The sequence below is a fragment of the Paenibacillus sediminis genome (genome assembly GCF_017873765.1).
GTDB classification, from domain to species: Bacteria; Bacillota; Bacilli; order Paenibacillales; family Paenibacillaceae; genus Paenibacillus_AG; species Paenibacillus_AG sediminis.
This window is the reverse complement of sequence record NZ_JAGGKP010000001.1, coordinates 903,574-926,605: the sequence shown is the minus strand read 5'-3', so window position 1 is coordinate 926,605 and position 23,032 is coordinate 903,574. Positions and strand designations below refer to the sequence as shown.

Here is a 23,032-nt window from a genome sequence, read left to right as displayed (position 1 = left end):
CATCATATGTGGACATCCGTTTTATTGGAACGGAAATGTCCTTTTTTTGTGTAAATAGAGGTGGAGGTAGTGGAGGAAATGGCTTCGTTTTTTCATGCATATTGTCCTGAAGGAGTGAACAGCAAATACCGTCTCATTGTTTTTGACGATAAGAAGGAGGCGTTCATTCCTCTTACAGAGTTTTATCACGATCAGTTCAACAGGATCAGTGAGAGTTCCGTAATCGCTTATTTAAACACCTTAGAGCCATTCTTCTATTGGTTAAAGAAGTATACACAGGCCAATCCACTTATCGATTTAGAATATAATGATAGTGTTTCTGAACAACCAGGGGAAAGGGGGAACAGACCAAGGATGCCCAAAGCGGCAGGTACCGAGGAACCGCTATCTTTCAGAAAACAAACAGATTCTTATTTTAAGATCATCAATTTGAAGAATGGGTACCTGAGATCATTGGAGATTGGGATCTGCCATACCGCATTTACCAGGCTGGGGATACTCGGGGTTGGCGACTAAGGGATGAAGTAATAACCAGATTTATGTTTGAAACAGGGGCGAGAATATCTGAGATATTAGAGCTTACCGTTGGGGATTACAGAAAACGTTCGGATATCCATGAACTAGCTGCTACGAATAAAGGCAGCTTTAAGCGACGAATCAAGTTCATTCGGATATCCCCTGAAACATTTAAGTTATTAATCAAATACGTGAACTCAGAGCGACGTCATTTCGCAAGCACACAACTGTATGATTTTTCAATGGATTTAACCAGGATCTGTGACATCGACTTCTACAGGTTGCACCTTCCGTAAATGACATGGGAGAGAACTTTTGGGGAGCAAGACGTTCGAAATCTCCGGAAGAGTTTATATTAGGTTCACCTATTGATGCAAGAACGAATGTTTTCACGATGGGAGCTATCGCTTTTGGATTACTTGGTGGCGAAATGGATCATTCGTTTTCAAAATGGGAAGCAAATAGATCACTTTACGAAGTCGCTTTACGAGCAGTTAGTAAGGAACGAGAAGAACGATTTAAAACTATTAATGATTTTATAAATGCTTGGAATTCAGTTAAAAATTAAACACGACCACACAAGGCTGCCGATTTGTAAACGGCAGCCTTGTTTAATCAAACTTATTATTTTGCATTATTTTTCATCTACAAAACAGGGGGATATAATGTATATATATCATATAGGGCGTGGTATTTAATTGATTTATAGACATATGTACAAAATACGGGTTTTGTGAATATATGTTCGTATTTTTTTATCCCACGTCGGAGCCGGCTAAAAAAGTTCCATTATTCTCTTCTTCTCCTGTCGGAGGACAAGAACTTGTACCGTTAAAGGACAAGAACTTGTACCCTTTGCCGCCCTTTTCGATTTTTTTCCTTGTTATAACAAAAATAAACAAGAATAAAACCCGTTGGACCTGCTGAAGTACCTAAGGTATCGTTATGTGGGCATATTTGCGTCAATTTTACTTAATGTAGGCACATTTGTGCATTTTTTTAATGAGACAAAAAAACACCGACATAAAAATAAAAAAGCCCAAGAATCGGGCTTTTTGGGATTATGTTAATGTAGGCACTTTTATGTCAACGGACAAACAGCCCCATCCCAAAAAACGAAGATGGGGCTTAGGTATACTATTCTAGGTTTAAATCATTAATACTATTTACATGTTGGATATCTCCTTTAGTTTCCTTAGGAGGTAGTAACTTTCCGTTCTGAATTTTAAATTTACCTTCATAAACCCCTTTAATAACATAAGCATTTTCAGCAATTGGACCGTCATACTTCTCTAAGTACACAATTGCTTGCTGATTCTTTAATAAAACATCATTTCCCTCTACGGTGTAATAAAGTCCATCCTCCCCAATTCCGCCGGTTTCTAAAATATTAATTGTTTTATCAGCTTCTCCCTTATATGCTTTATTTACCGAAACATTTGATAAGGTGAATACAACATTCCCGTACGTGAAACTCTTAGATGAATTCACTTTCACATTTGCAATCAATGATGCACTCTGTTCCAAGCTCTCTATAGAGTCAAAACTTTCAGTTAAATCAAAATGCGTTATCACTTTTTTGTTTATTTTAGCGGCATTTGTTTGTAAGGAGGTTGCAACTATTACTCCAAAAAGGACCACTAAAGAAATTGCAATTATCAAATAGTTTGTTTTCCTCTGGGTCTTAATCATAATATAATCCCTACCTTTCTAAATTAATATAGATAGTTGACACCTTTTATATCATCGCTACCAGGAGAAGTAGCAACCCTGCCATCACCCCAAGTACACATAATTTGGTATTTATCCGATACATGATCTAAACCGAGGGCATGTCCAATCTCGTGGGCAGAAACACCTTGTCTCTGTGCATTAGACATACTATCCATAGTACTAGTGTTAAAATCAATAATAGACTTAGTATAAGTGCCTGATGTATGAACAGGTTTGTTTGCACATTGGGCGTTCCAGCCAATGTTGGCACCATAACTATCATTATAGAACAGTATGGTGTTAGTTTCTCCAGCACTATGTGATTCAAAACTTACATCTACATTAGCGTTTTTCCAAGCACTAATTCCCGTTGCTGTAGCCAAATTGTAAGTAGCGGAAGTTCCTTGGTAATTAAAACCTATGGTTGTAACACCATACTTCCCTCCTAGAAGATTGTATGCACTAGCAGATGTGGGGACAAATAAAGCCGACAAGAACAATAGTGAGGAGCTCAACAATAAAGTACTAATTTTCTTGAACATCAAACATACCTCCATCTACCATTTTTTGTAATACAATTCTATTAAATAACAAAAAAACGGAAGTGTAAATACAAAATATGTATTTAAATACAAAAAAGCACAAAAAAGTCTGATTAATCGTGTTTATTAAGATTAATCAGACGATATAAGATTTAGTAAGTGAGCGAGAAACATGAAGAGTTCTTAGTAATAATCTCGTTCAGATAACTTTAGTTCTTATGAACCGTATTTTCCTCTGTTTATTCCCTTGAAGTATTTATCTTGAATCTTTACTGCAATAGCCTCATCAGTAGAGGTGTCTTTAATTTTGTAAATCTCAGTTCCAACATCATAAATATTCGAAAAAATGTTTGATGAAAACTTGTTAGCTTCATTATCAGAGTATTCTTCTATTTTACCTATTTGTTCATCAACCTCTTCAACGGTTGTATCATTAAATATATACATATTCCCTTGCCAAACTACAAAATTTGATGACCAGTCACCGCTACTTCCTCCCTGACTTGAATTACAGCCACTTAAAAAGATGAGGGGAATAATTATGAGAAAGCTAGTAAAATACCTCATTAAGATCCTCCTTTAAATATCCATGTTTTAAAACATAATAGCATAAAAATAGAAAAATTTAATAAAAAAATAATTATCTGCATTATTTGTTCAATTCAGAAATTCGTAACTTAACTGATAATAGGTGTAAAAAGCTGGATTTCATTACTCGTTTATTGGTGGAGTCGAACGCGCGGAGAAAAACAGTACGCTTGTAAATCTTCAAAAAATCGTATATGCACTTGATGTCCCTTTAAGCCATAATAAGAAGAGTCCAACGTCGAACTTGGGTCTATGCCGATTCCTTTACACATGAGGATTCTTCGCTGTTGCTCCAAGTTCTTCACAGCTTCCCTGGCCTTCGTCTATATACACGAGACTCGGCTTCTTCTTTTCCCTCCTACCAGGCCTTTTGAGGATGCGGTAGAATTCACTTTATGTTACGGCTCGGTATGTTGCTCGCCCTGTCTCTGACAGATACTTTTGTCGATACGCTTTTACGCACAGATTTCGCCATACGCAAGTATCCTAGCTACGAAGGTGGCTTGGTCCCTCCTTCGGTTGGACTATCACCAGCTAGATCATGTTGTATCATCAACATTATCGACGTATAAGTAGATAATTACAGGTGTGCCACCAAGCGATTTTGCCGCACGATTGTTCCAAGGAAATTCGTCCGCAATCATGATGGGGGCATTTCCTACTTGAACCTCGGAATGTTCAATTTTCCCTTCGTCTGTAACCATTCTGCTAACCTCTACTGCACGAAAAACATTTTTGTAAAAGTCTACTGCTTGGCTAGCATCATGTACTGCCAGCATCGGGATTACAGGAGAAATTCCACTCATTACTTAGTTCCTCCTCAACATGGAATTAAATCCATCGTACAGCACATATTTTCGCTCGTATATATAATTTTTTACTGCTCATAACTGCCGGTTAGCTTAATTACTTAGAGCAGTGATAAGTAGTTAAATACTTATCTAATCGGTAATCGGACCATCTTCTTGTCCTTTACGGTAATAGGTACAAGTTCTTGTCCTCGACTCGGTACAAGTTCTTGTCCTCGACTCGGGACAAGAACTTGTACCGACAAAAAAAAGCCGCTAAAATAGCGACTTTCAATGGGATCAAGTTCTTGTCCCTCGACATCTCCATAACTACAGTAATAACAGCATTCTCGCCATTATGGATGGTTTTTAATCAAAAAAAATAACCCCTCTGATGTAGGATGTAGACAAGGTTATTTTTCTTAATTAAAATGGCGTATTATCAGTATCATTTAATTAATTGGATACATATTTTTTATGAAGATGATTCTTCTATGTATTCTTTGCCCCCGCCCATCCTCAATAATTAGTGTCAGATAAAGTGTCCCAAAGTATTGAAAATCCCCTGCTCTACTTCCTCATTGAATGCTAATAATCGGTGCATGTTGCGGTGTGAATCTAAATAATTCAACGCACACCATTATGCAACAAATCAGCTTATAGGTCTGGTGCGGGGCGGGTATATATGTTTCAAAAAAAGAAAAACACATGGAGTTGTTACACTCGCATGTGGCATATTTTATAGCTACCTTATCCATTCTTGCTTAACGAAATTTCTGCTGACATAGAACGAAATAGCACCAATAACTGTAAGGAATATTATTAAATGATCCTCAAAAACGGTTGAAGTAATTTCTAGAGTTATTCCGAGCATTAACCCAAGAATCAAATAAATAAAGTATTCAATCACGACTATTCTTTTTTTAAGTTTTGACAATAAGAAGTATACAACCTCTCCAATCATGCATCCCAAAGAACCAAACAACCCTACATATATAATATAAAATCCAAAAAACGACATCATATCGGTTATTTGATTATCTACAAATGCAATAACTAGTATTACTAATAACGTTACTATTAAACTGTAGAATAGAGCAAAAAGAAACCTCATTTAATAAACCACCACTCTCACTTAGCATTATCAATTACAAGTGTACCACCTATAGAGTCAAAAAGACCAATTGCTTGAGACTTACTAGAAGGCATATATTGGTATAGAGATTGATAACCTCCACCATATGCACCTCCATTATTACTCATATATATTTCGTATGCTGGAAATGTATTTGAAACACCTGCTACTCGGGGGAGAGCAACCATTTAATGATAAAAAGAACCACAAGCGAGAGGTTAGTCTCGTTTGTGGTAGAGGGTGGCGGGGCTGGATTTTAAGGTCAACAATACGAGGGGTAGTCGTATTGTGACTAGGATTGATTATTTAAAATTATTTTTGATTGGTGGGATAGAATCCCAACTTATCAATCTTATATGGTATTTATTAAATAATTCATCCGCATGAATTATTCCAGTATTAGTCCCGCTGCTCTCTTTTTCAAAAAATAAAGCATTAGGGAAAAGAGGCTCATACTCCTCTGTGTTACCTAAATCACCCATATAGTAATTAGCACTCCCTGGAGCATAGAATATTTCCTTAGTTTTATTAACTTTTAGCAATGCTATCCTTTCATTTCCGCTGGATAATCTTTCTCTCCATTTACGATATTTACCTCGGGCTTCATTTGTACCAAAACCATCAAATTCACATATTAAAGTATCTTGAATGACCTTCCGCTCTCCATTAATTTCATATTCTAAGCGAAATGGAAATTCCCCGTGTGTGATTTCAGGGCGTGGAGGATTCGGTTCTAGTTGAATACCTATCAGTATGAGAAACCAAGGCAAAGCAATGTATGCTATGATTGCAAATGCCAACAACAACGGTATGCTTAGGATTAATAATGTTTTTTTCTCTTTCAGTTGTACTTCTCCTCCTTCAAAGCACTTATTACTGCATCCATTTTATGATTTTTTATCATTTGCAAAACATTGAATGCAGGTGAGTACCACCACTTAGTTTTATGTTGCGTTTTTAAATAAACTGTTTTTCCAATTTTCACCTCACCAAACGTATTATTTAAAATTTCGTCCGTAACTACATAATTGGTTAAGTTTGCAGTATATTTCTCGACGCCTGAAACATAATATCGTAAGCTTGGTATTGCGGGATTAAATGTAATGGCATTTTTATTATTTTTAACTGCATTTGCAATCGCTTCAGCACCGCCCTTTGAATGCCCCACCATAGTTATTTCACTATCCTTATGGTTAACCACAAAATACTCCGATTTAGAAATCGAATCGAACATGTCACTTGACCAACCTGCTGGTTGTTGAATATCTTCGGCCGCATCTCCCCAAGAGTCAGAGCCTTTGTTAACCAATGCGTATTCCGTTGTTCCATCTTTGACTCTTGAATATACGCCCATTTTTAATCCTTCTGAACCTGTGAGAATATTATCAAGTTTCCAGTCATTTGCACCTTTAACTTTTTTACCAATATCATTAAATGTTGCATCATCGACTCTGCGGATTCCACAGACTGCCCTTATACGTATCCTAGTTTATAAAGCGAACATATTGGAAAAATTAGGAGGGGTGTCTACCACCCATTATATCATCCCGCCTCCTCTTCAGGGAGGGGCTTTATACGCTGTACCGTCCTTCATCATGCCATAGATGATATTTACGAGTTTCCGCATGATACAGACCAACGCCTGCTTCTTCGTCTTGCCCGCCGCTAGTTTCTGCTCATAATAATGATGGAAGTAAGGATTCCGAGGCTCTTTCTTCCCCCGCGTAACCGCAATTTGCCGAACTGCTAGTTGTTCGAACAGTTCGTGCAAATCCCTATCCCCCTGTTTGCTCTTCCGATGACGATGATTGTCACCTGAACCGATAAGAAGTGGGGCAACTCCCGCATATTTTGCCAGCTTATCTGCACTCTCAAACCGATGTACATTTCCAATCTCCGCAACAAAATAAGCCGCCGTTACGAGATCAATCCCCGACATCGTCTCTAGTTTCAGGTTAAGCTCGCTCATCTGTTCTTTAAGCTGCTCGTCGACACGCGCAATCTCTTCCTGATTAAACACAATACTACGAACAATACTCTGCACGTTGAAATCCCGCCTCTCTTGAAATTCCCGCCGCGTATTCCCGTCCTGTTTAATCAAGGCTAGAATTTGCTTCGCTTTCTTCGTAGAGAGGCCGTTATTGCTGTGACTTCGTAGAAACTCTGCCAGCTTATCTGCACCAACACCATCCAGATGATGAGGGGCGGGATACGTTTTCCAGAACTGCAACGCGGTCTTGCCCTCCACTTCTGAGAAGAAGAGCTGATAACTCGGATAATGATAAGCGACTTGCTGATGCAATTTACGGACATGAGAAGATAAACCCTTCACTAGCCCTCGCCGTGTTGTGACAAGCTGGCTGATTGCCCAATAGATGTCCATAGGATTGGCATCAGGCAGATGATGGAGTTCATCTCTAAGCACACGTGCCACGCATTCTGCATCCCAGCTATCCGATTTATGGACAATGGCTTGCGATTTGCGTCGATTGCTCGCTAACGCTGGATTCAACTTCTTTAACGATCTGTTTATGTTCCTTTAGGAACACAGCTAATGCCCTGCCATAGCCGCCAGTGTCTTCTAATCCATAGATCGCGGTCATTCCGCGTTTTAGATGTTTTTTGACCACTGCCAAAAGTTCAGGGAAGGCGGCGGGTTTATTCTCGAACTGGATTTCCCCAAGCTTTTGATTCCAGAAGTCCATAAAAACAGCCGTATGATGACGTTTATGCAGATCAACGCCTACAAATATAACCTTTAACTGTTCTTTCACTACATCAACCCACAATAAAAATCCTCATGATGGTGGAGAGTAAAGTCGCATCCTCAGTTTCGAGCGGTCGAGCCGCAAAGATACGTTAGCGATCATTTATTCCCCTTCATTTGCCCTATACGTCATTGAGCGCAGTAAGTTAAGTTACAGAAATCTAAATAATCGGCTGATGCAACCCCTTGGATTGAATCTGCCCATAACGATACATGCCTCGATAAAAGTCTTCACGGTCTAGGATTCGCTTGATTTGCACCTTCGTAAAGGGCTTCCCTTGTACCGTTCTATGCCCCGCCCGATTCAGTTCTGCTGCAATTTGCGAAAGCGACCAAGATGGATGTTCGGATTTGATTCCGAATAATCTACGTACCGTCTCAGCCTGTTCTAGGTCGATGGAAAGCGTCTTTTGTCCTTTAACGGTTGAGTAGCCGAACGCCACTCTGCCACCCGCATAGCCGCCCTCCTGCGCTTTTTTACGCCGCCCTCGGCTTAGCTTCATGGCGATTTCTAATCGCTGATACTGGTCTAATAGCTCCACCATGCCGTTCACAAGAAAATCATTCGGGTCATGGGCATAGATGCTGTATTGGGGCTGCTCGATAGCTTTCACATCGACTTTGTACCGTTTTAGCTCCCGCTGAATTAGCACTTTGACCATATCTGCCCGCCATAGGCGGCTTGTGTTTAGAACGACGATATGACTGACTTCCCACCATTTTAGATCGAACAGCATTTCCTGCAAGCCCTCGCGTTCTACGGTTAGCTCGTCTTCGTCTACTTTTGCCCCTGATATGCCTTCATCCTTGTAGATATCCAACAGTTCAATGTTGTGGCGGGCACAATACCGCTTAATTTCCTCTGTCTGATAGCCAAGTGAATAGCCTTCCTTAACCTGTCCCTGCGTCGATACGCGAACATAACCAACTACACGTCCCCTCATTCGATCACTCCGTTTCGTTAATTACAGTTTTCGTAACGTTCTGCGGTCATCGTGCTTTCCCGCACTCGCAGAATCGACGGGGCGGGAAGATCAAAGCAATTCAGTTGTCAAAGAACGGTTTAATGGCTATATGCAAACATAATCGTGAACATTGCAATATAATTTTTGCTTTTGAATTAACAGTTATTTTGCTAAATAGAACAAGACAAATAGCCCCCCCTATTCCTAGGAAATCAACAGTTCTCGGATTTAATGGCGGGGGGCATATGATTCCTCTGTGAAAAAATTCAAGCAGGTTGGTGCGGGCCATCAGCCATTAATATTTTTGTCAGTGGGAAAGTATGAGCTATCTAACATTTTCAAAACTTGTACTAAACTACATGGAAATCAATACGTAAAGATAAGTAAGGACTTGTAATCGAATAGAGGGGTAAACGTGGATTTTCGGTAGCACACGTTAAATAACCGACCCGATTAAAGGTCGGTGGGAGGCGTAAGAGGCTAATACATTTTCCCAGATTAACCGTCATAGTGCATTATAGGCAGAGAACCCTGACAAAGAGATGGAGAGTACCATCCACGCGGTAAAGCTATACCTGGGCGCGTTAGATGTCTTGAAGGTGATACGGATACCTCATAGTCACCTTTCAGTTCTTCCCCTTAGCGGGGGAGAACGTGAGCCGTTTCCTAACGGCACCTTGTTAAGTTCAAATGCAAGCTAATCAAACAACCCCCGCCTGCGGGGCGTAGCCCTATGGGCGGGGAGTACGGAGACAAATCATTCAAGCATGTTAAACATATAGTAAAGAAGAACACATATACAACTACAATACAGATAGAAGAATAGAACAGTATCATAAGATACATTAAACAAAGGTCATATTAGATCATCATCCTCTATGATTGCTATCCGTATACTTTATATAAGTGTCTATTATCAGTATTTATTAGAAACTTTTTATGAAGATGATTCTTCTATGTATTCTTTGCCCCCGCCCATCCTCAATAATTAGTGTCAGATAAAGTGTCCCAAAGTATTGAAAATCCCCTGCTCTACTTCCTCATTGAATGCTAATAATCGGTGCATGTTGCGGTGTGAATCTAAATAATTCAACGCACACCATTATGCAACAAATCAGCTTATAGGTCTGGTGCGGGGCGGGTATATATGTTTCAAAAAAAGAAAAACACATGGAGTTGTTACACTCGCATGTAGTCAAATCTCTCACTTCCTCAATTCATCGAACACTTTCTTCTCATCATCATTAAATTTGTCATAGCTATCAATATAGGTCATAACAGTTCCATTTTCCGACTTTGCAGTTGAACTTATATTTGAAGATGAAAATTGTGTACATGTATTTTTTTCTCCGTTTATTACTGTAAAGTTATCACCAATAACATATAGAATTTTATTCACCTTTTTGTATTTAATAACATTGTCATCCAATACCGTAGAATCTCCAGATTCATCAAACACCTCTAATTTTTTTCCACTTGAAAATTTCCCGATTTGAAACTTTCCATCCAAGACTGCTACGACTGTATCCTTTCCAATGGGATACATAGATTGATTTTTACAACCACTCAATATCACTAACACTAGAGTTCCTAATGCAACAATTACAATTATTTTCCTCATCGCTCTACTCCTTAGAATTAATTACTAGCAGTCATAGTAAAGTTAATAATTAACTTATACGATACTATTGCACCACTCTTTTGCGATAAATAAGCCGCATCATTTGGTATCCAAATTTTCGGATTATCCACGTATCTGTCGTCTGATGGCAAAACAAATTCAGTGTAGTCGTATACATCAGTCATAGTGAAGTATAATTTCCAGGTCCGTCTGATTGTCTATAACCAGAAACATTCATATCATAATTGTGTATTGCGGCTTCCAAATCTCCTGAATTAAACGTAGATGAAAAGTAAGTTTTCAATGTATTTCCATTCTTAAACGCGTCCATACTGTAAACATATTTTTCTAATTGTTTGTTGAATGACTGGTCTTGCTTAATTTGCGATGCAGCATACGAATCATTACCAAGGACCAGCGTTCCTGGTTCATCTTGTAATGAATGTAGTAATAAATCTGCTGTTATATTGTATCCGTATACTCCTCTGATCCCTTCCTCTGCAGCGGTCCTCCACACCTTGCGTTGGGCAGCCTTCTGGGCAGTATCTGCAAAATCAACTGTTGCATCCCATGCATTCTGTAGACCTTGGGAAACCCTTTTCAAGCCACTGGTAACCCAATTGTTACCACTTGGGTCCCATCGAATCAACGGATTGTTCCCAACGTACGTATAAAGATTAAGTGTCAGAGGATTATCAATCTGCCCCTCATACGTATCCTCACTAACAAACCGCCCTATCTCAGGTTCATAATACCGAGCCCTTGCATAGCTTAATCCGCTGTTATAATCATAACCCAATCCCGTGTAACCGAACAAATTGTCCGGCCCAGGCCAGTTCAGGTCAAACTTCTTGCTGTCCAGCGGAATGCCAAATTCATCATAGTGATATCGGGACGAGACGCGGCCGTCTTTTTCTACCAGACCGATTACACTGCCAAGGGCATCCTGCATGTACCAGAGCGTCTTCGGTTGTGTGCCCGGTTCTGCTCCGCCTTCGCCTGGTGCCGGTTCCCAGCCATTGTTTGGATCATTGGCCGGCAAATATGTCATACTTAACGGTTCGCCTTTTGCTCCGTAAACATAGGATTCTTTCCATTTGGTTTCATCTGCTTCCGTGACTTGCAGCGGTTCCGGCAGGTCCAGACTCACGTCATTGGTGTAGTTCAGCTCCCAATGGGTCTTCTTGTATTGCTTCTCCCAGCCATCTCTCGGACCTCCCGGATGCATGTCCGGATACGGTTCATCGTACTGGCCACATTTCTTGGCAAGTCCCGGTGGAATGAATCCTGGCGGTACGGTGTGGCATTTGCCACTGCCATTGCCATTGTTACCGTTGCCGTTGCCATTACTATATTTTCTATGCTTAGCTCTCTCTTTTCGGCGACTTCCTTACTGTTGCGTTGCACAAACGGTGGCGGGACAATCCAGAACGCATAGCAAAAAAAGAAGCCGCAGAGCGAAGGAGATCACAATGCGGCTAAATATTATCATTTAAAAGTATTCTTGATCGGTGGGGAAGGATTCCAGCTTATTAGTTTGATGTGGTATTTATTAAGCAACTCGTCTGCTCGTATTAATCTATTGCTAGTAAATCTACCATCCCGTTCAATAATTAAAGCATCAGGAAAACCGTGCCGATACTCCCCGCTACTTTCCAAATCACCCATATAATAGTTTGGGCTACCTGGAGAATAGTATATTTCTTGTGTTTGATCGACCTCTAGTAATGTTATTCTCTCATTCCCGCTAGCCAAATGTTTCTTCCACTTGCGATATTTCCCACGCCCTTCATCTGCACCAAAACCATCAAATTCACATATTAAAGTATCCTGAATCACCTTTCGCTCTCCTTTAATTTCATACTCCAAACGAAACGGAAATTCTCCATATGTGATTTCTGGGCGTGGAGGATTTGGTTGTGATTGAATACCTATGAATATGAGAATCCAAGGCAAAGAAAGAAACGCTACGATAGCAATTACCAACAATAGCGGAATACCAAGTACTAGCAACCGTGTCTTCATTTTATTATTACCCTCCTCTTAATAACGAAAAATTGCGCAAAAAACCAAGCTACCTGAGTAACCCGGCTGTCTGGTCATGACCATCAAAGAATCCATGACGTAAGACCCGTGGCTTTGCGTCCCCGACTTTCGTACGGGTTTGCCTTTGTTCAAGCACTTGGTTAGTGCTTATTACATAGTTCTATTAAACTATCACACCCCAGAATTATACAATCATTGATAGAATATGACAATGGAGGCGATATATGATGTAGATGAAAAAAAATACCGGAAAGGCGTTGAGGCCACTGAAGAACTTACGTGTTTTCTTCGGGAGTCTCGCACAAGTCGCAAAAAAAACATCCACCTCCATTTTCTTAGATTGACAGCGAATTTGGTCATTGCCCCTTGCATTTCCATGCCAAACAGACCCGAGGATGTGGCGACATCGTACCCGTGTCCATGTTTGAGTTCACTGTTTTTTGCTTCAATTTTGTAGCGTTCCTTGGATTTCTCCTTGAAGTACTCCGTTTCTTGGAATGCCATCTGTTCCGTGTGTTCATCGAATTTCATGCTTACGGAATAGCTCTTGCTTTTGGCGCCTTCTTTGTAGCAGCCTTCCTTGAGCGGACAACGCTTGGCAACTTGGTGCGAATATCTTCTGAAATATTACGTAGTGGAACGGTTTCCTGCGTTATGACCCTATTGATACTTTGTTCACATTGCTTTGCACTTCCCCTTGAAATATTAACCAACAGACTGCTTCTGTGATTCTTATATCGGGGATTCTATTCTTAAACTTTTGCTTAAGTTGATACAAAGAATTCTTTTCTTTATTTATAAATTGAGATATTAAATACAGGTCGCTATCAATTGGATGGAGTCTGTTTGAAACTATGGAAATAAGAAGAAGTTTTTTATTCGAAAGGAGTATTTGATTGGAGCGGATTTCGTGATCGTGTATGACAGTATGAGACATGTTTTTTTCTTTACACCAGGATTTCTCTGATGGGTCTTGAAGTAAACAACTTTCCCGTTAGTTATAGCTTTAATTAAAGTGGGTCTTTCACAATAATTACTAATACTAGGGTTGGTTTCAACAAAAAGCCAATGGTCATACTCGAGATCGCCTAGTAAGGTTATATCTCGCCTTAACTTTGGGCTAAATCCCTCCCAATAACCAATACCACACTTTTCTGATTTGCTTAACGGAATTGGAGTGAACATACTTCCTCCTATGTATTAAATTTACAAATAATTCTCTATTTTAAAACTTTGCTTTTTTAACCGAATTAATCATTTTTTTATCTACTATTCTTTCTTTTTAAAATCACGCTGCTGCTAACCTGATCTATCAGGTAATAACTTATCATCAAACAATTAAAATATTGCGTTAGTCCAAACACTATAAATTTAAAGTTTTAGATTTGTCTAATCGTTTTACTTGGTTCCTCCGGATTTAATTCTTATCTCCTTGAAATCCATCGATTTAGCCCACTCTTCACAGTATTTCATTAACTGTCTACCTAATAGAATTTACGTTTGACAAAAATATGATTTTCTTTCATATTATTAACAATATGAATCTACTGAACGGCACAGCAGGAGGAATCATCTAATATGCAGCTAAATCGCATACAACTAACCGCACAGGATAACAACCGTGCCTTGTTTCTGCAAGGCATAAAGGACTGTATCCCTACTTTACTTGGATATTTGAGTATTGGCTTTGCAGCAGGCGTAGTAGAAAAAACAGCCGGACTTAGCATTATGGAAATTGTGCTCATCAGTCTTCTGCTCTATGCCGGCTCTGCCCAGTTTATTGCCGCAGGGATGATTGCAGCTAGTCATCCAGCATCGGCGATTATTTTCACCATTTTCTTCATTAATCTTCGCCATTTACTGATGAGCGCAGCTATATCACCTTATTTCCGTCACCTTCCTTTATGGAAGAATGTGATTACAGGTTCACTGCTTACAGATGAGACGTTTGGAGTCGCGATTAATCAATTATCAGGCAAAGAAAAAGGCAGCTTTCTCTGGATGCTTGGACTGAACGTGACTGCATATTTGAACTGGTGTGCAGGAAATGTAGCAGGCGGATTTTTAGGAGAATGGATTCCAAACCCCGAAGCATTTGGACTGGATTTTGCACTGCCAGCGATGTTCATCGGATTGTTAGTCCTTCAAATGCTAGGTAGAAAACGAATAAGAACAGACATTATCGTTGCCGCAGCCGCAGTTGCTGTCGTTATTGTCTTCAGTTCTCTTCTTTCAAGCAGCATGAGTATAATCATCGCGACATTAGTTGCAGCAACAATTGGGATGGTGATTGAGAAATGGAAGTAAGATGGGGAATTCTGCTTATTATTATTGGTGCAGCTATCGTTACGCTTATTCCAAGAGTACTGCCGCTTATGTTATTTAGCCGTATCCAAATTCCCGATTGGGGACTCAGATGGCTGAATCACGTTCCGATCGCTGTAATGGCATCCCTGCTCGCACAGGAGTTATTTATGTCAGGTAATAAATTTTCATTTACAAGTAATGTGTTAACGATCCTCGCCTCTCTGCCGTCGTTCGCTGTTGCGATTATAACACGGAGCTTACTTGGAACAGTTATTGTAGGCGTTGTAACGATGATGCTTCTTCGTCTCTTCTTCTCATAGGTATAACTCGTAGAACAATAAAACCGTAAGCGATGGATTCTCTCAAATCCACATGCTTACGGTTTTGTTTTACAAGCTTTGTGCACAAAGCTTAGACCTTGTTTGTTCACACAAATGAGTCACATCAGTACAGAGAATATACATATCAGTAAATCCTGCCCGTTTCAATTTCCGAGCTGCTCGTATCTGATCTGCTCTTCTTGAAGAGGTGATCACAATCCGTTTATCCTTACGAATCGATTTGTGCCACACAAAACTGAGGCGGCCTAAAGGGATATTGATAGATCCACTAATATGCTTCTTATCATAATCCAACGTGTCACGCACATCTACGATTTGTATTTCGGCCTTAGATTGAATTAATGATTCAAACTGTTGGGTATTAATCCATTTTGCTTCTTTAATGGGTACAACGCGTTGATAAAACCACATAAATAGAGGCAAAATAACGACCACGCCGAATATTGTCAACACGAGATATACCTCCTGTTCCTCCTTATTCAATAGCTTCTACCTATAAGGGTATGTCAACAACCGAAAAATAATCGACATTCACAAGGTATTCAATTGACAGGGTAGTTATGATGCCATCGCTTCAACCCACTGGCTTACATTATGTTCAAGATCCTTCATCATAATGAACCTTGATTGTCTGTAGACCTCTTTACCTTCCACAAATAAAATAATCGTTGGTGCAGCAAAAGCAAGATACTCTCCAGATGCTTCCGGTACTTCTTCCATCGAAACAGCAACACCATGAACTGACGGGTATGAAGATAACACCTGTTCCGTTTTCGGATAGACACTCTCACATACAGCGCAGTTTGATGTTTTGATGAATAATAAAGCAACCTGAGATGAACCTATAGTCTCTTTCAATTCTTCTAACTGATTAACAAACTGCAAAGAATTCCCCTCCTGTCTTACCTATCGTGTCCGTTCACCAGACCACGCGGATATACCGCCGCTCAAGTGAGCCACTTCGCGTATACCATTCTTTAGCAGTAGCTTTGCTGCCTTTTTACTACGCATACCGCTTTGACAATATAAGAAAATTTCATGATCGACAGGCAATTCTCCTAATCTTCTCGATAGTTGGGACAATGGAATGCTAATAGCTCCTGGAATATGACCTCTCGAGAACTCATGAGTTTCCCTTACATCGATTAATCTCTTCTGTTTCGCATTTTCGTATTGCTTTCTGAAATCTTGTTCCCTCAGCTGTTTTAGTCCCTTAACAGGTGCAAACGTTCGGTATACTGTCCAAGCAATAATCACAACTAAAATAACGTTCAATGCACTCGATAAACTCAATAGACGTTAGCACCTCTCCCTAAGGCAATATCGCGTTACTTACCAAATACGACTTCCCCATCCCAGTGTGACATTCCACCAGGCATATTAATGACCTTGTACTGCAATGATGCCAAATATTCGCAAGCTCTAGCACTGCGGCCACCGCTTCGGCATACGACTACAATGTTCTGATTACGATCTAGCTCACCATGGCGTTCAGGCAACTGACCAAGCGGGATATGCTTAGCTTCAGCGATGTGACCATCCTCTTCCCACTCTTCATCTTCTCTTACATCGAGAATGACAAATTTCTCACCTTGTTTAAGCTTTGTATTTACTTCCTTTGGAGACCACTCTGGAATGATATGTTCACTCATGCTCATTACTCCTCTTTAATAAGATGTTCATAAATACCCCGTAGGGTATATATGAACATCTTATTTCATAGTTGTCTGCCTGTCAATGTTGATCAAGGCTTAAGTATACATTTAATACAATTCTCTTGCTTCTTATCAAACACTTTATAGGCATGTTCTGCTTCTGAAAGTTTCAAGCGGTGAGTAATGATATCGGTCGGATCAATCTTACCGCTCTTAATTTGTTCATAAAGCATAGGCATATAATGAATAACCGGCGCTTGTCCCATTCTGAGCTGAATATTCCGTTCAAACAAGCTGCCGAATGGGAACATGTTATACGTAAGGCCATATACGCCAACAACTTGAATCGTTCCGAATTTTCGTACGACATCCACAGCAATATTGAAGGCGCTGAGCGATCCGCCTTGCATCCGAAGTGCTGTTTCGACCGTCTCAACGGGTGTTCTCTTTGCATCAAGACCTACACAATCAATGACAACATCTGCCCCGCCTTGAGTGATTTCTTTAAGATGCATCTTAATATCATCGAATTTCTCAAAATTGAACGTCTCTACATTGTTCGTATTCTTCGCATGCTGAAGTCGATAATCGACATGATCAACGGCGATTACTCGTTTTGCGCCTTTCTGCCATGCGAACTTCTGAGCGAGCAGTCCTACTGGGCCACAGCCTAATATGATAACGGTATCGCCTGCTTTCACGCCCCCATAATCAACTCCCCAATAAGCGGTAGGCAAAATATCTGATAAAAATAACAACTGTTCATCTTCTAATTCTGCGTTTTCAGGAATTTTGAAGGGTACAAAATTTCCATAAGGCACACGCAGCAGCTCTGCTTGTCCGCCCATATATCCGCCGTACGTATTCGAATATCCGAAATAACCGCCTGTATCCTTGGCGCTATTGGCATTATCGCATTGGCTCTCCATTTGGTTCTGGCAATAAAAGCACTCCCCGCAGGCGACATTAAAAGGCAGAATGACACGGTCACCCTTCTTTACTCTTGTTACGTCAGGACCTACTTCCTCTACAATCCCCATCGGTTCGTGACCAATGACATAATCATCATACATTCCCGGAACGAACCCATGATAAATATGTAAATCCGAACCGCAAATCGCCGTTGTTGTGATCCGAACAAGAATATCATCTTTCCTTTGAATCTTCGCATCTTCAACCTCTTTAACTTTAACCTTTTTCATGCCTTGATAAGTAACAGCTTTCATGTCCTTGTAACATCCTTTCTTCTCAGTAAAGTCTAATGATACCCATGATATAAGGATGTCCAAAATCGTCTGAGTTTTGTAAGCGATATAAATTCCACTAATTTTTTTCTGAGAACAGGTAACTTTTAGCACTCGTAATACGTCAGAGTAGAGCAGGAAAATATTGTAATTATTGTAAAATAAAAAAGGAGGATGAGTGTGTGAGAAAGATATGGTCAATGCTTTTGGCATCTGTACTTGTGATTTCCCTTATACTCCAAACGCCAGTTACGGCAGCCAGAGCGATCAGTATTTATATTGATGGTGTTAAGCTGTCAACAGATCAAGCGCCAATCATGGTTCAAGGCCGTACTTTGCTGCCTTTAAGGGCCATATTCGAAGCATTAAATGCACAGGTATTGTGGAATCAGCAGACGAAGATTGTAACCGCAATTAAGGATGACACAACGATTGTCCTGAAAATCGGTTCAAACACAGCGACGATTAACAACAGTATCGTTTCATTGGATGTTCCTGCCCAAAGTGTAAATGGAAGAACGATGATTCCAGTTCGATTCGTCAGTGAAGCGCTTGGCGAAGAAGTAAATTGGAACTCTGCGGCTCAAAGTGTATATATTACGACTTTAGACCAAGTAAACCCCGTATCTTACGTCAATGCACGGGTTATTAGTCAACTGGGAGATGGGCGCGATCTGGAAGTGAGTTTTCCTAAATTGTCCAAGGAGTCAGGCATAGATCAATATCGAATCCTCGTTGTTAAATCGTCTAACGCTTCCACCTTTAATTTGGCTAGGGCTCTATCAACCAGTTATTATACGTACGTTGTACCACAAGGTCAGGATGTTACTTTATCTCTCTCTTCTCAGACGAAAGATGTTGACGGAGATCAAATTCGAGCGAATAACACCTATCTCGTGTATGTACTGTCTGTAGGCAGAGGATACAACCAAAACGCGCTTTCAAATGCTTCTCAGAGAGTAACGATTACAGCTAGTTCCCCTGTTGCTACTGTTACGAATGTAAATGCAGGTGATGTGAGTGATTATGGGGATGGTCGTGATCTGTATGTTAGCTTCACCAAGCCGCAAAATGATGGAAACATCAGTAACTACCGCATTATGGTGGTGAAGACGAAAGATGCGAATAAGTTTGATGTCGGCGCGGCGAACCGCGTCTCAGGATCTAACTACACCATTGTTAACAAAACAGGATCAACCATGGCAACTCAGCTCAGTTCGAATTCAAGAGATACCTCGGGAGATTTGATCAAGAACGGTGTATCTTACACGATCTATGTTCTTTCTGTAAGCAGCAATTCAAATTCAGCTCCGAATAAATTATCTAACGGTTCATCTCCAATCACGCTTGGCAAAAACGCAATGGAATCTCCAGCTATTAATTACGTAAATGATATAAGCGATTATAGCGACGGTCGAGATTTGTTTGTTAGCTTTGGCAGAATATCCGATGAGTCCAAAATAAGCTCTTATCGAATTTTTGTAGTGAAATCCAGTAATGCAAACAATTTTAATCTTGCAGCGGCAAATGCTTTATCCAGCAATTACTACACCACAGTAGCTAAAACAGGCTATAGCATCAGTGTCTCACTCAACTCTAACACTAGAGATGTTGACGGTTCATTCGTTACAAATGGGGTCAGCTACCGTATCTTTGTCATGGCTGTAGGTACTGGGTATTATCAAGGAAACAACGCTTTGTCCTCGTATTCTTCGGCAATTACACTCTATTACAATTACAATTATGATTATGATGTTAGCCCTGCTTACAATATTACGGCAAACGATGTAAATGATTTTGGCGATGGCCGTGACTTGGTGGTCTCATTCTACCGTCCAAATGATGAATCTAATATTAGCTATTATCGAATTATGGTTGTGAAGTCGAGCAATGCAGGCAGCTTTACTCTATCTAGCGCAAACAGCGTATCCAGCTCCAACTACACAGCCGTTCCAAAAACAGGTTATAATATCAGTCAAGTTCTAGCATCGACTGCGAGAGATGTAGATGGTTCACCGATTAAAAATGGAATCAGCTACCGTGTCTTTGTCTTATCTGTAGGCTACGGAAATTATAATGCACTGTCCTCTTATTCTCCAGCGATTACATTATCCAATAATTACAGCATTAATCCTGCCACTAATGTATCTGTAACTGACGTAAGTGACTACAATGATGGCCGTGATTTACTTGTTGCGTTTAACCGCGCAGATGACGAAACAAATATTGGCCATTATCGAATTATGGTTGTGAAATCAAGTAATGCAGGCAGCTTTAATCTCTCTAGCGCAAACAGCATATCCAGCTCCAACTACACAGCCGTTCCAAAAACAGGTTATAATATCAGTCAAGTTCTAGCATCGACTGCGAGAGATGTAAATGGTTCACCGATTAAAAATGGAATCAGCTACCGTGTCTTCGTCCTAGCTGTAGGTAACGGGAATTACTCCGGCTATAATGCACTGTCCTCCCCATCACCTGCAATAACGTTAACGAACAATTTCAACATTAATCCTGTTAACAACTTGAAAGTCAGTGACGTAAGTGATTATAATGACGGCCGAGATCTCCTCGTTACATTCAATCGGGCTGATGACGAAACGAATATTAGTCATTACCGAATCTTGGTCGTAAAATCTGCAGATGCGGATCGATTCAATCTTTCGGCAGCAAATGATGTTTCCAGTTCAAGATATACAATCGTAAGTGCAACAGGAAATAACATTAGTCAAGCGCTTGCATCTGGGGCCAAAGATGTAGATGGAGAGGCGATTAAGAATGGCGTCAGCTATCAAGTATTTGTATTGTCCGTCGGTAATGGAAATTATGCGGGCAGCAACGAATTGTCGGCTCCGTCATCAGAAATAACACTTGCAAACAACTCTGCTGCAGCTGCGGTGACGAAAGTATCGGCGAAAGTGGTTGGAAACAGTGGGAACGCCCATGATATCGAGGTTAGCTTTGACAAAGCACAAGACGAAACGAATATTGCCGAGTACAGAATTATGGTTGTGAAGTCTGCTGATTCAAATGACTTTAAATTGGCTGACGCAAATCTCGTAACTGCTGAAAACTACACCAAAGCAGCGAAAAAAGGTGAGGACATCCATCAGCAGTTACCTGACACATCCAAAGATATTAAAGGAAATTCTATTGCCAAAGGAGTACCCTATCGAATTTTTGTTCTATCTGTAGCCGATGGAAAAATCAGTGCTATTAACGCTCTCGCAGGCCCATCTGCTCAATTTACATTACCGAATTTAGCTGCAGCGCCAGTATCCGAAGTGACTGCTGTACTCGATGAAGATGGTTCAAGCTTTAAGATCAACTTTAATAAACCAGAGAATGAAGCGAGCATATCATCTTATGAGGTAATGGTTGTACCCTCTGGAGATAGCGAGAACTTCTCGCTATCTGATGCTAACAAAGTCATCTCAGATAATTACAAAACCGTTAAAAAAACTGACGAACTGCCAATTACATTAACTTCTTCTGATAAAGATATTACTGGTGCTCTAATTCGATCAGGTGTCGCATATAAGGTCTTTGTTCTCTCCATTGCAGATGGTAAAGGCGCGACCGTGAACAGCTTATCTTCCCCTTCTGAAGAAATCGAAATACCTCTTAAAAAGCAATCATTTCGAAAGAGAAGATAATAATAAGCCTTGGAGTAAACCTCCAAGGCTTATTTTATTTACGGGGAGTTCAATTATTGAACGACAAGCTCTAATCGTCCTCTAAAGAAGAGCTCAGCAGGCTCCATGCCATCTGCCGCGCCCTCTAAAATGCGGCGGACATCATCTAAAGTATCGTATAGCGATAACCACTCACCTGGTTTTTTCGTATAAGGTTCTGCGACAAAGAATGGTTGGGCCAAATAAGCTTCTAGTCGAACTCCACGCTCATAAAGTTGTACATCCGATTCAGATAATTTCTCGAGTCCTCGAGAAGTAACTAGGGAGCGCAGTTCTCGATAACGACGAAGCAGCTTTCGAGCTCTCTGCTGAATCGTCAAATGGAGTGCATCTAAATGTGCGCCTTCTAATGCCGTTGACGTTGAGGAGATCGGATTTATGGCTGGATAAATACTACGGCTGACTAGATCAGTATCAAATTGCCAAAGCGTGTCTAATGGTCCGTAAGGCGCTTCTTCATCAGCCGCCTCACCTTTAATATCAACAAGCGCAATAGTGATTGGTCTAGCTCCAGCTTCTTTTAATCGTTCACGAAGTGCAAATATTTCACCAGACAATACGACTGTACGATCTGCTGCAAGCAATATATCCTTTTCATCACGCAAACTTACAATAAGGTCCACAATTTCTGCCAACGTCTTGTAGGAATATTCTGATTGGTCAATAACGTGATTCATACCAGGCACATCCTGTTCCGGACGCCAAAGAACAGTAGCAAATCCGCGCTTTTGCATCCGATACATCAATTCAGCAAGAAGCACTAACTGTCCCATATTCGGACGTGCTACCAAACCGACCATACCGCCTCGAACTAACGGAGCTAACAAATCGAGCGCCTTAATACCTGTCTCAATCATGCTTACAACACTCCCTCTTATTATAAGTTCGTCAAGACTGCAACCTGCGAGTGAAGCAAGAGCTACAAGTGTTCTCACTTCTGCTCGGCCAACGGGGATTTTTCCCGTACATAAATTAGATACAGTTGCTGGTCTAAGTCCGGCTGCACGTGCCGCTGTCGTAAGATTAGGAACACGGCGCCGCAGTAGCGGTACATTGAGCTGTAGATCGTCAACCATATCTGCACCTCCTTTACTTCTAAAAGTAAATCA

At 40.5% G+C, this 23,032-nt stretch carries 19 protein-coding genes, 3 pseudogenes and 1 riboswitch; of the genes and pseudogenes, 4 read left to right on the top strand and 18 right to left on the bottom strand.

Annotated features, from left to right (window positions below; all coding sequences use genetic code 11):
* The first annotated feature begins 78 nt into the window (after positions 1-78).
* Positions 79-1,084, top strand: a pseudogene (locus tag J2Z20_RS04440) (site-specific integrase).
* A gap of 569 nt (positions 1,085-1,653) precedes the next feature.
* Here the strand turns inward: J2Z20_RS04440 and J2Z20_RS04435 are convergent.
* From J2Z20_RS04435 to J2Z20_RS04380, 12 genes and pseudogenes are all read right to left on the bottom strand, one after another.
* Positions 1,654-2,208: a hypothetical protein gene (locus J2Z20_RS04435; RefSeq protein WP_209845766.1), complete on the bottom strand. Its 555-nt coding sequence runs from the start codon at positions 2,206-2,208 to the stop codon at positions 1,654-1,656.
* Positions 2,209-2,231: 23 nt separating this feature from the next.
* Positions 2,232-2,771, bottom strand: a complete 540-nt coding sequence (locus tag J2Z20_RS04430; RefSeq protein ID WP_209845764.1) for a matrixin family metalloprotease — start codon at positions 2,769-2,771, stop codon at positions 2,232-2,234.
* A 216-nt stretch (positions 2,772-2,987) separates the two neighbouring features.
* A complete protein-coding gene (locus J2Z20_RS04425) occupies positions 2,988-3,338 on the bottom strand; it encodes a hypothetical protein (protein WP_209845762.1) in 351 nt (116 codons plus the stop codon).
* Between the two features lie 560 nt (positions 3,339-3,898).
* Positions 3,899-4,165 carry a VOC family protein gene (locus J2Z20_RS04420; RefSeq protein WP_209845760.1) on the bottom strand — a complete coding sequence of 89 codons (267 nt, stop codon included), beginning with the start codon at positions 4,163-4,165 and terminating at the stop codon, positions 3,899-3,901.
* A gap of 1,419 nt (positions 4,166-5,584) precedes the next feature.
* The gene (locus J2Z20_RS04415; RefSeq protein WP_209847282.1) at positions 5,585-6,127 is read right to left on the bottom strand and encodes a hypothetical protein; all 543 of its coding nucleotides are present in this window, start codon (positions 6,125-6,127) and stop codon (positions 5,585-5,587) included.
* On the bottom strand, positions 6,124-6,663 hold the full coding sequence (locus tag J2Z20_RS04410; protein WP_483414313.1) for a Tle-like phospholipase domain-containing protein: 540 nt from the start codon (positions 6,661-6,663) through the stop codon (positions 6,124-6,126). The genes J2Z20_RS04415 and J2Z20_RS04410 overlap by 4 nt, the downstream gene beginning before the upstream one ends.
* Positions 6,664-6,840: 177 nt before the next feature.
* Positions 6,841-8,056 (bottom strand): annotated as a pseudogene (locus tag J2Z20_RS04405) (IS110 family RNA-guided transposase).
* A gap of 154 nt (positions 8,057-8,210) precedes the next feature.
* Positions 8,211-8,993 carry a recombinase family protein gene (locus tag J2Z20_RS04400; protein WP_209845756.1) on the bottom strand — a complete coding sequence of 261 codons (783 nt, stop codon included), beginning with the start codon at positions 8,991-8,993 and terminating at the stop codon, positions 8,211-8,213.
* 1,225 nt (positions 8,994-10,218) lie between these two features.
* Entirely contained in the window at positions 10,219-10,635 is a 417-nt protein-coding gene (locus J2Z20_RS04395) for a hypothetical protein (RefSeq protein ID WP_209845754.1), read from the bottom strand.
* Positions 10,636-10,816: 181 nt separating this feature from the next.
* Complete coding sequence (locus J2Z20_RS04390; protein ID WP_209845752.1) at positions 10,817-11,863, bottom strand: RHS repeat-associated core domain-containing protein; 1,047 nt, start codon at positions 11,861-11,863, stop codon at positions 10,817-10,819.
* A gap of 260 nt (positions 11,864-12,123) precedes the next feature.
* Positions 12,124-12,660: a hypothetical protein gene (locus J2Z20_RS04385; RefSeq protein ID WP_209845750.1), complete on the bottom strand. Its 537-nt coding sequence runs from the start codon at positions 12,658-12,660 to the stop codon at positions 12,124-12,126.
* Positions 12,661-12,713: 53 nt separating this feature from the next.
* Positions 12,714-12,814: riboswitch (cyclic di-GMP riboswitch) on the bottom strand.
* Positions 12,815-13,011: 197 nt separating this feature from the next.
* Positions 13,012-13,290, bottom strand: a pseudogene (locus J2Z20_RS04380) (transposase); the annotation flags it as partial.
* A gap of 969 nt (positions 13,291-14,259) precedes the next feature.
* Between J2Z20_RS04380 and J2Z20_RS04375 the strand changes: the two are divergent.
* Positions 14,260-14,988, top strand: a complete 729-nt coding sequence (locus J2Z20_RS04375) for an AzlC family ABC transporter permease (RefSeq protein WP_209845748.1) — start codon at positions 14,260-14,262, stop codon at positions 14,986-14,988.
* The gene (locus tag J2Z20_RS04370; protein ID WP_209845747.1) at positions 14,979-15,308 is read left to right on the top strand and encodes an AzlD domain-containing protein; all 330 of its coding nucleotides are present in this window, start codon (positions 14,979-14,981) and stop codon (positions 15,306-15,308) included. The genes J2Z20_RS04375 and J2Z20_RS04370 overlap by 10 nt, the downstream gene beginning before the upstream one ends.
* Before the next feature lie 69 nt (positions 15,309-15,377).
* On the opposite strand, the gene J2Z20_RS04365 is transcribed toward J2Z20_RS04370, so the two are convergent.
* From J2Z20_RS04365 to J2Z20_RS04345, 5 genes are all read right to left on the bottom strand, one after another.
* Positions 15,378-15,782 (bottom strand): rhodanese-like domain-containing protein, encoded by a 405-nt coding sequence (locus J2Z20_RS04365; RefSeq protein ID WP_209845745.1) that lies wholly within the window; start codon positions 15,780-15,782, stop codon positions 15,378-15,380.
* Positions 15,783-15,887: 105 nt separating this feature from the next.
* Positions 15,888-16,214, bottom strand: a complete 327-nt coding sequence (locus J2Z20_RS04360) for a thioredoxin family protein (RefSeq protein ID WP_209845743.1) — start codon at positions 16,212-16,214, stop codon at positions 15,888-15,890.
* 21 nt (positions 16,215-16,235) lie between these two features.
* The gene (locus J2Z20_RS04355; RefSeq protein ID WP_209845742.1) at positions 16,236-16,622 is read right to left on the bottom strand and encodes a rhodanese-like domain-containing protein; all 387 of its coding nucleotides are present in this window, start codon (positions 16,620-16,622) and stop codon (positions 16,236-16,238) included.
* A 35-nt stretch (positions 16,623-16,657) separates the two neighbouring features.
* On the bottom strand, positions 16,658-16,981 hold the full coding sequence (locus J2Z20_RS04350) for a rhodanese-like domain-containing protein (protein WP_209845740.1): 324 nt from the start codon (positions 16,979-16,981) through the stop codon (positions 16,658-16,660).
* Positions 16,982-17,073: 92 nt separating this feature from the next.
* Positions 17,074-18,210: a zinc-dependent alcohol dehydrogenase gene (locus J2Z20_RS04345; RefSeq protein WP_209845737.1), complete on the bottom strand. Its 1,137-nt coding sequence runs from the start codon at positions 18,208-18,210 to the stop codon at positions 17,074-17,076.
* A gap of 200 nt (positions 18,211-18,410) precedes the next feature.
* Here J2Z20_RS04345 and J2Z20_RS04340 point away from each other — a divergent pair, with 200 nt between their 5' ends.
* On the top strand, positions 18,411-21,884 hold the full coding sequence (locus J2Z20_RS04340) for a copper amine oxidase N-terminal domain-containing protein (protein WP_209845735.1): 3,474 nt from the start codon (positions 18,411-18,413) through the stop codon (positions 21,882-21,884).
* A 53-nt stretch (positions 21,885-21,937) separates the two neighbouring features.
* On the opposite strand, the gene J2Z20_RS04335 is transcribed toward J2Z20_RS04340, so the two are convergent.
* A complete protein-coding gene (locus J2Z20_RS04335; RefSeq protein ID WP_209845734.1) occupies positions 21,938-22,999 on the bottom strand; it encodes a F0F1 ATP synthase subunit beta in 1,062 nt (353 codons plus the stop codon).
* Positions 23,000-23,032: the final 33 nt, after the last annotated feature.

What these genes read in the sequence shown, in the direction of transcription:
- J2Z20_RS04435 (WP_209845766.1), bottom strand. Translation starts at nt 2,208, where the DNA reads ATGATTAAGACCCAGAGGAAAACAAACTATTTGATAATTGCAATTTCT.
- J2Z20_RS04430 (WP_209845764.1), bottom strand. Translation starts at nt 2,771, where the DNA reads ATGTTCAAGAAAATTAGTACTTTATTGTTGAGCTCCTCACTATTGTTC.
- J2Z20_RS04425 (WP_209845762.1), bottom strand. Translation starts at nt 3,338, where the DNA reads ATGAGGTATTTTACTAGCTTTCTCATAATTATTCCCCTCATCTTTTTA.
- J2Z20_RS04420 (WP_209845760.1), bottom strand. Translation starts at nt 4,165, where the DNA reads ATGAGTGGAATTTCTCCTGTAATCCCGATGCTGGCAGTACATGATGCT.
- J2Z20_RS04400 (WP_209845756.1), bottom strand. Translation starts at nt 8,993, where the DNA reads ATGAGGGGACGTGTAGTTGGTTATGTTCGCGTATCGACGCAGGGACAG.
- J2Z20_RS04395 (WP_209845754.1), bottom strand. Translation starts at nt 10,635, where the DNA reads ATGAGGAAAATAATTGTAATTGTTGCATTAGGAACTCTAGTGTTAGTG.
- J2Z20_RS04390 (WP_209845752.1), bottom strand. Translation starts at nt 11,863, where the DNA reads ATGCATCCGGGAGGTCCGAGAGATGGCTGGGAGAAGCAATACAAGAAG.
- J2Z20_RS04385 (WP_209845750.1), bottom strand. Translation starts at nt 12,660, where the DNA reads ATGAAGACACGGTTGCTAGTACTTGGTATTCCGCTATTGTTGGTAATT.
- J2Z20_RS04375 (WP_209845748.1), top strand. Translation starts at nt 14,260, where the DNA reads ATGCAGCTAAATCGCATACAACTAACCGCACAGGATAACAACCGTGCC.
- J2Z20_RS04370 (WP_209845747.1), top strand. Translation starts at nt 14,979, where the DNA reads ATGGAAGTAAGATGGGGAATTCTGCTTATTATTATTGGTGCAGCTATC.
- J2Z20_RS04350 (WP_209845740.1), bottom strand. Translation starts at nt 16,981, where the DNA reads ATGAGTGAACATATCATTCCAGAGTGGTCTCCAAAGGAAGTAAATACA.
- J2Z20_RS04345 (WP_209845737.1), bottom strand. Translation starts at nt 18,210, where the DNA reads ATGAAAGCTGTTACTTATCAAGGCATGAAAAAGGTTAAAGTTAAAGAG.
- J2Z20_RS04335 (WP_209845734.1), bottom strand. Translation starts at nt 22,999, where the DNA reads ATGGTTGACGATCTACAGCTCAATGTACCGCTACTGCGGCGCCGTGTT.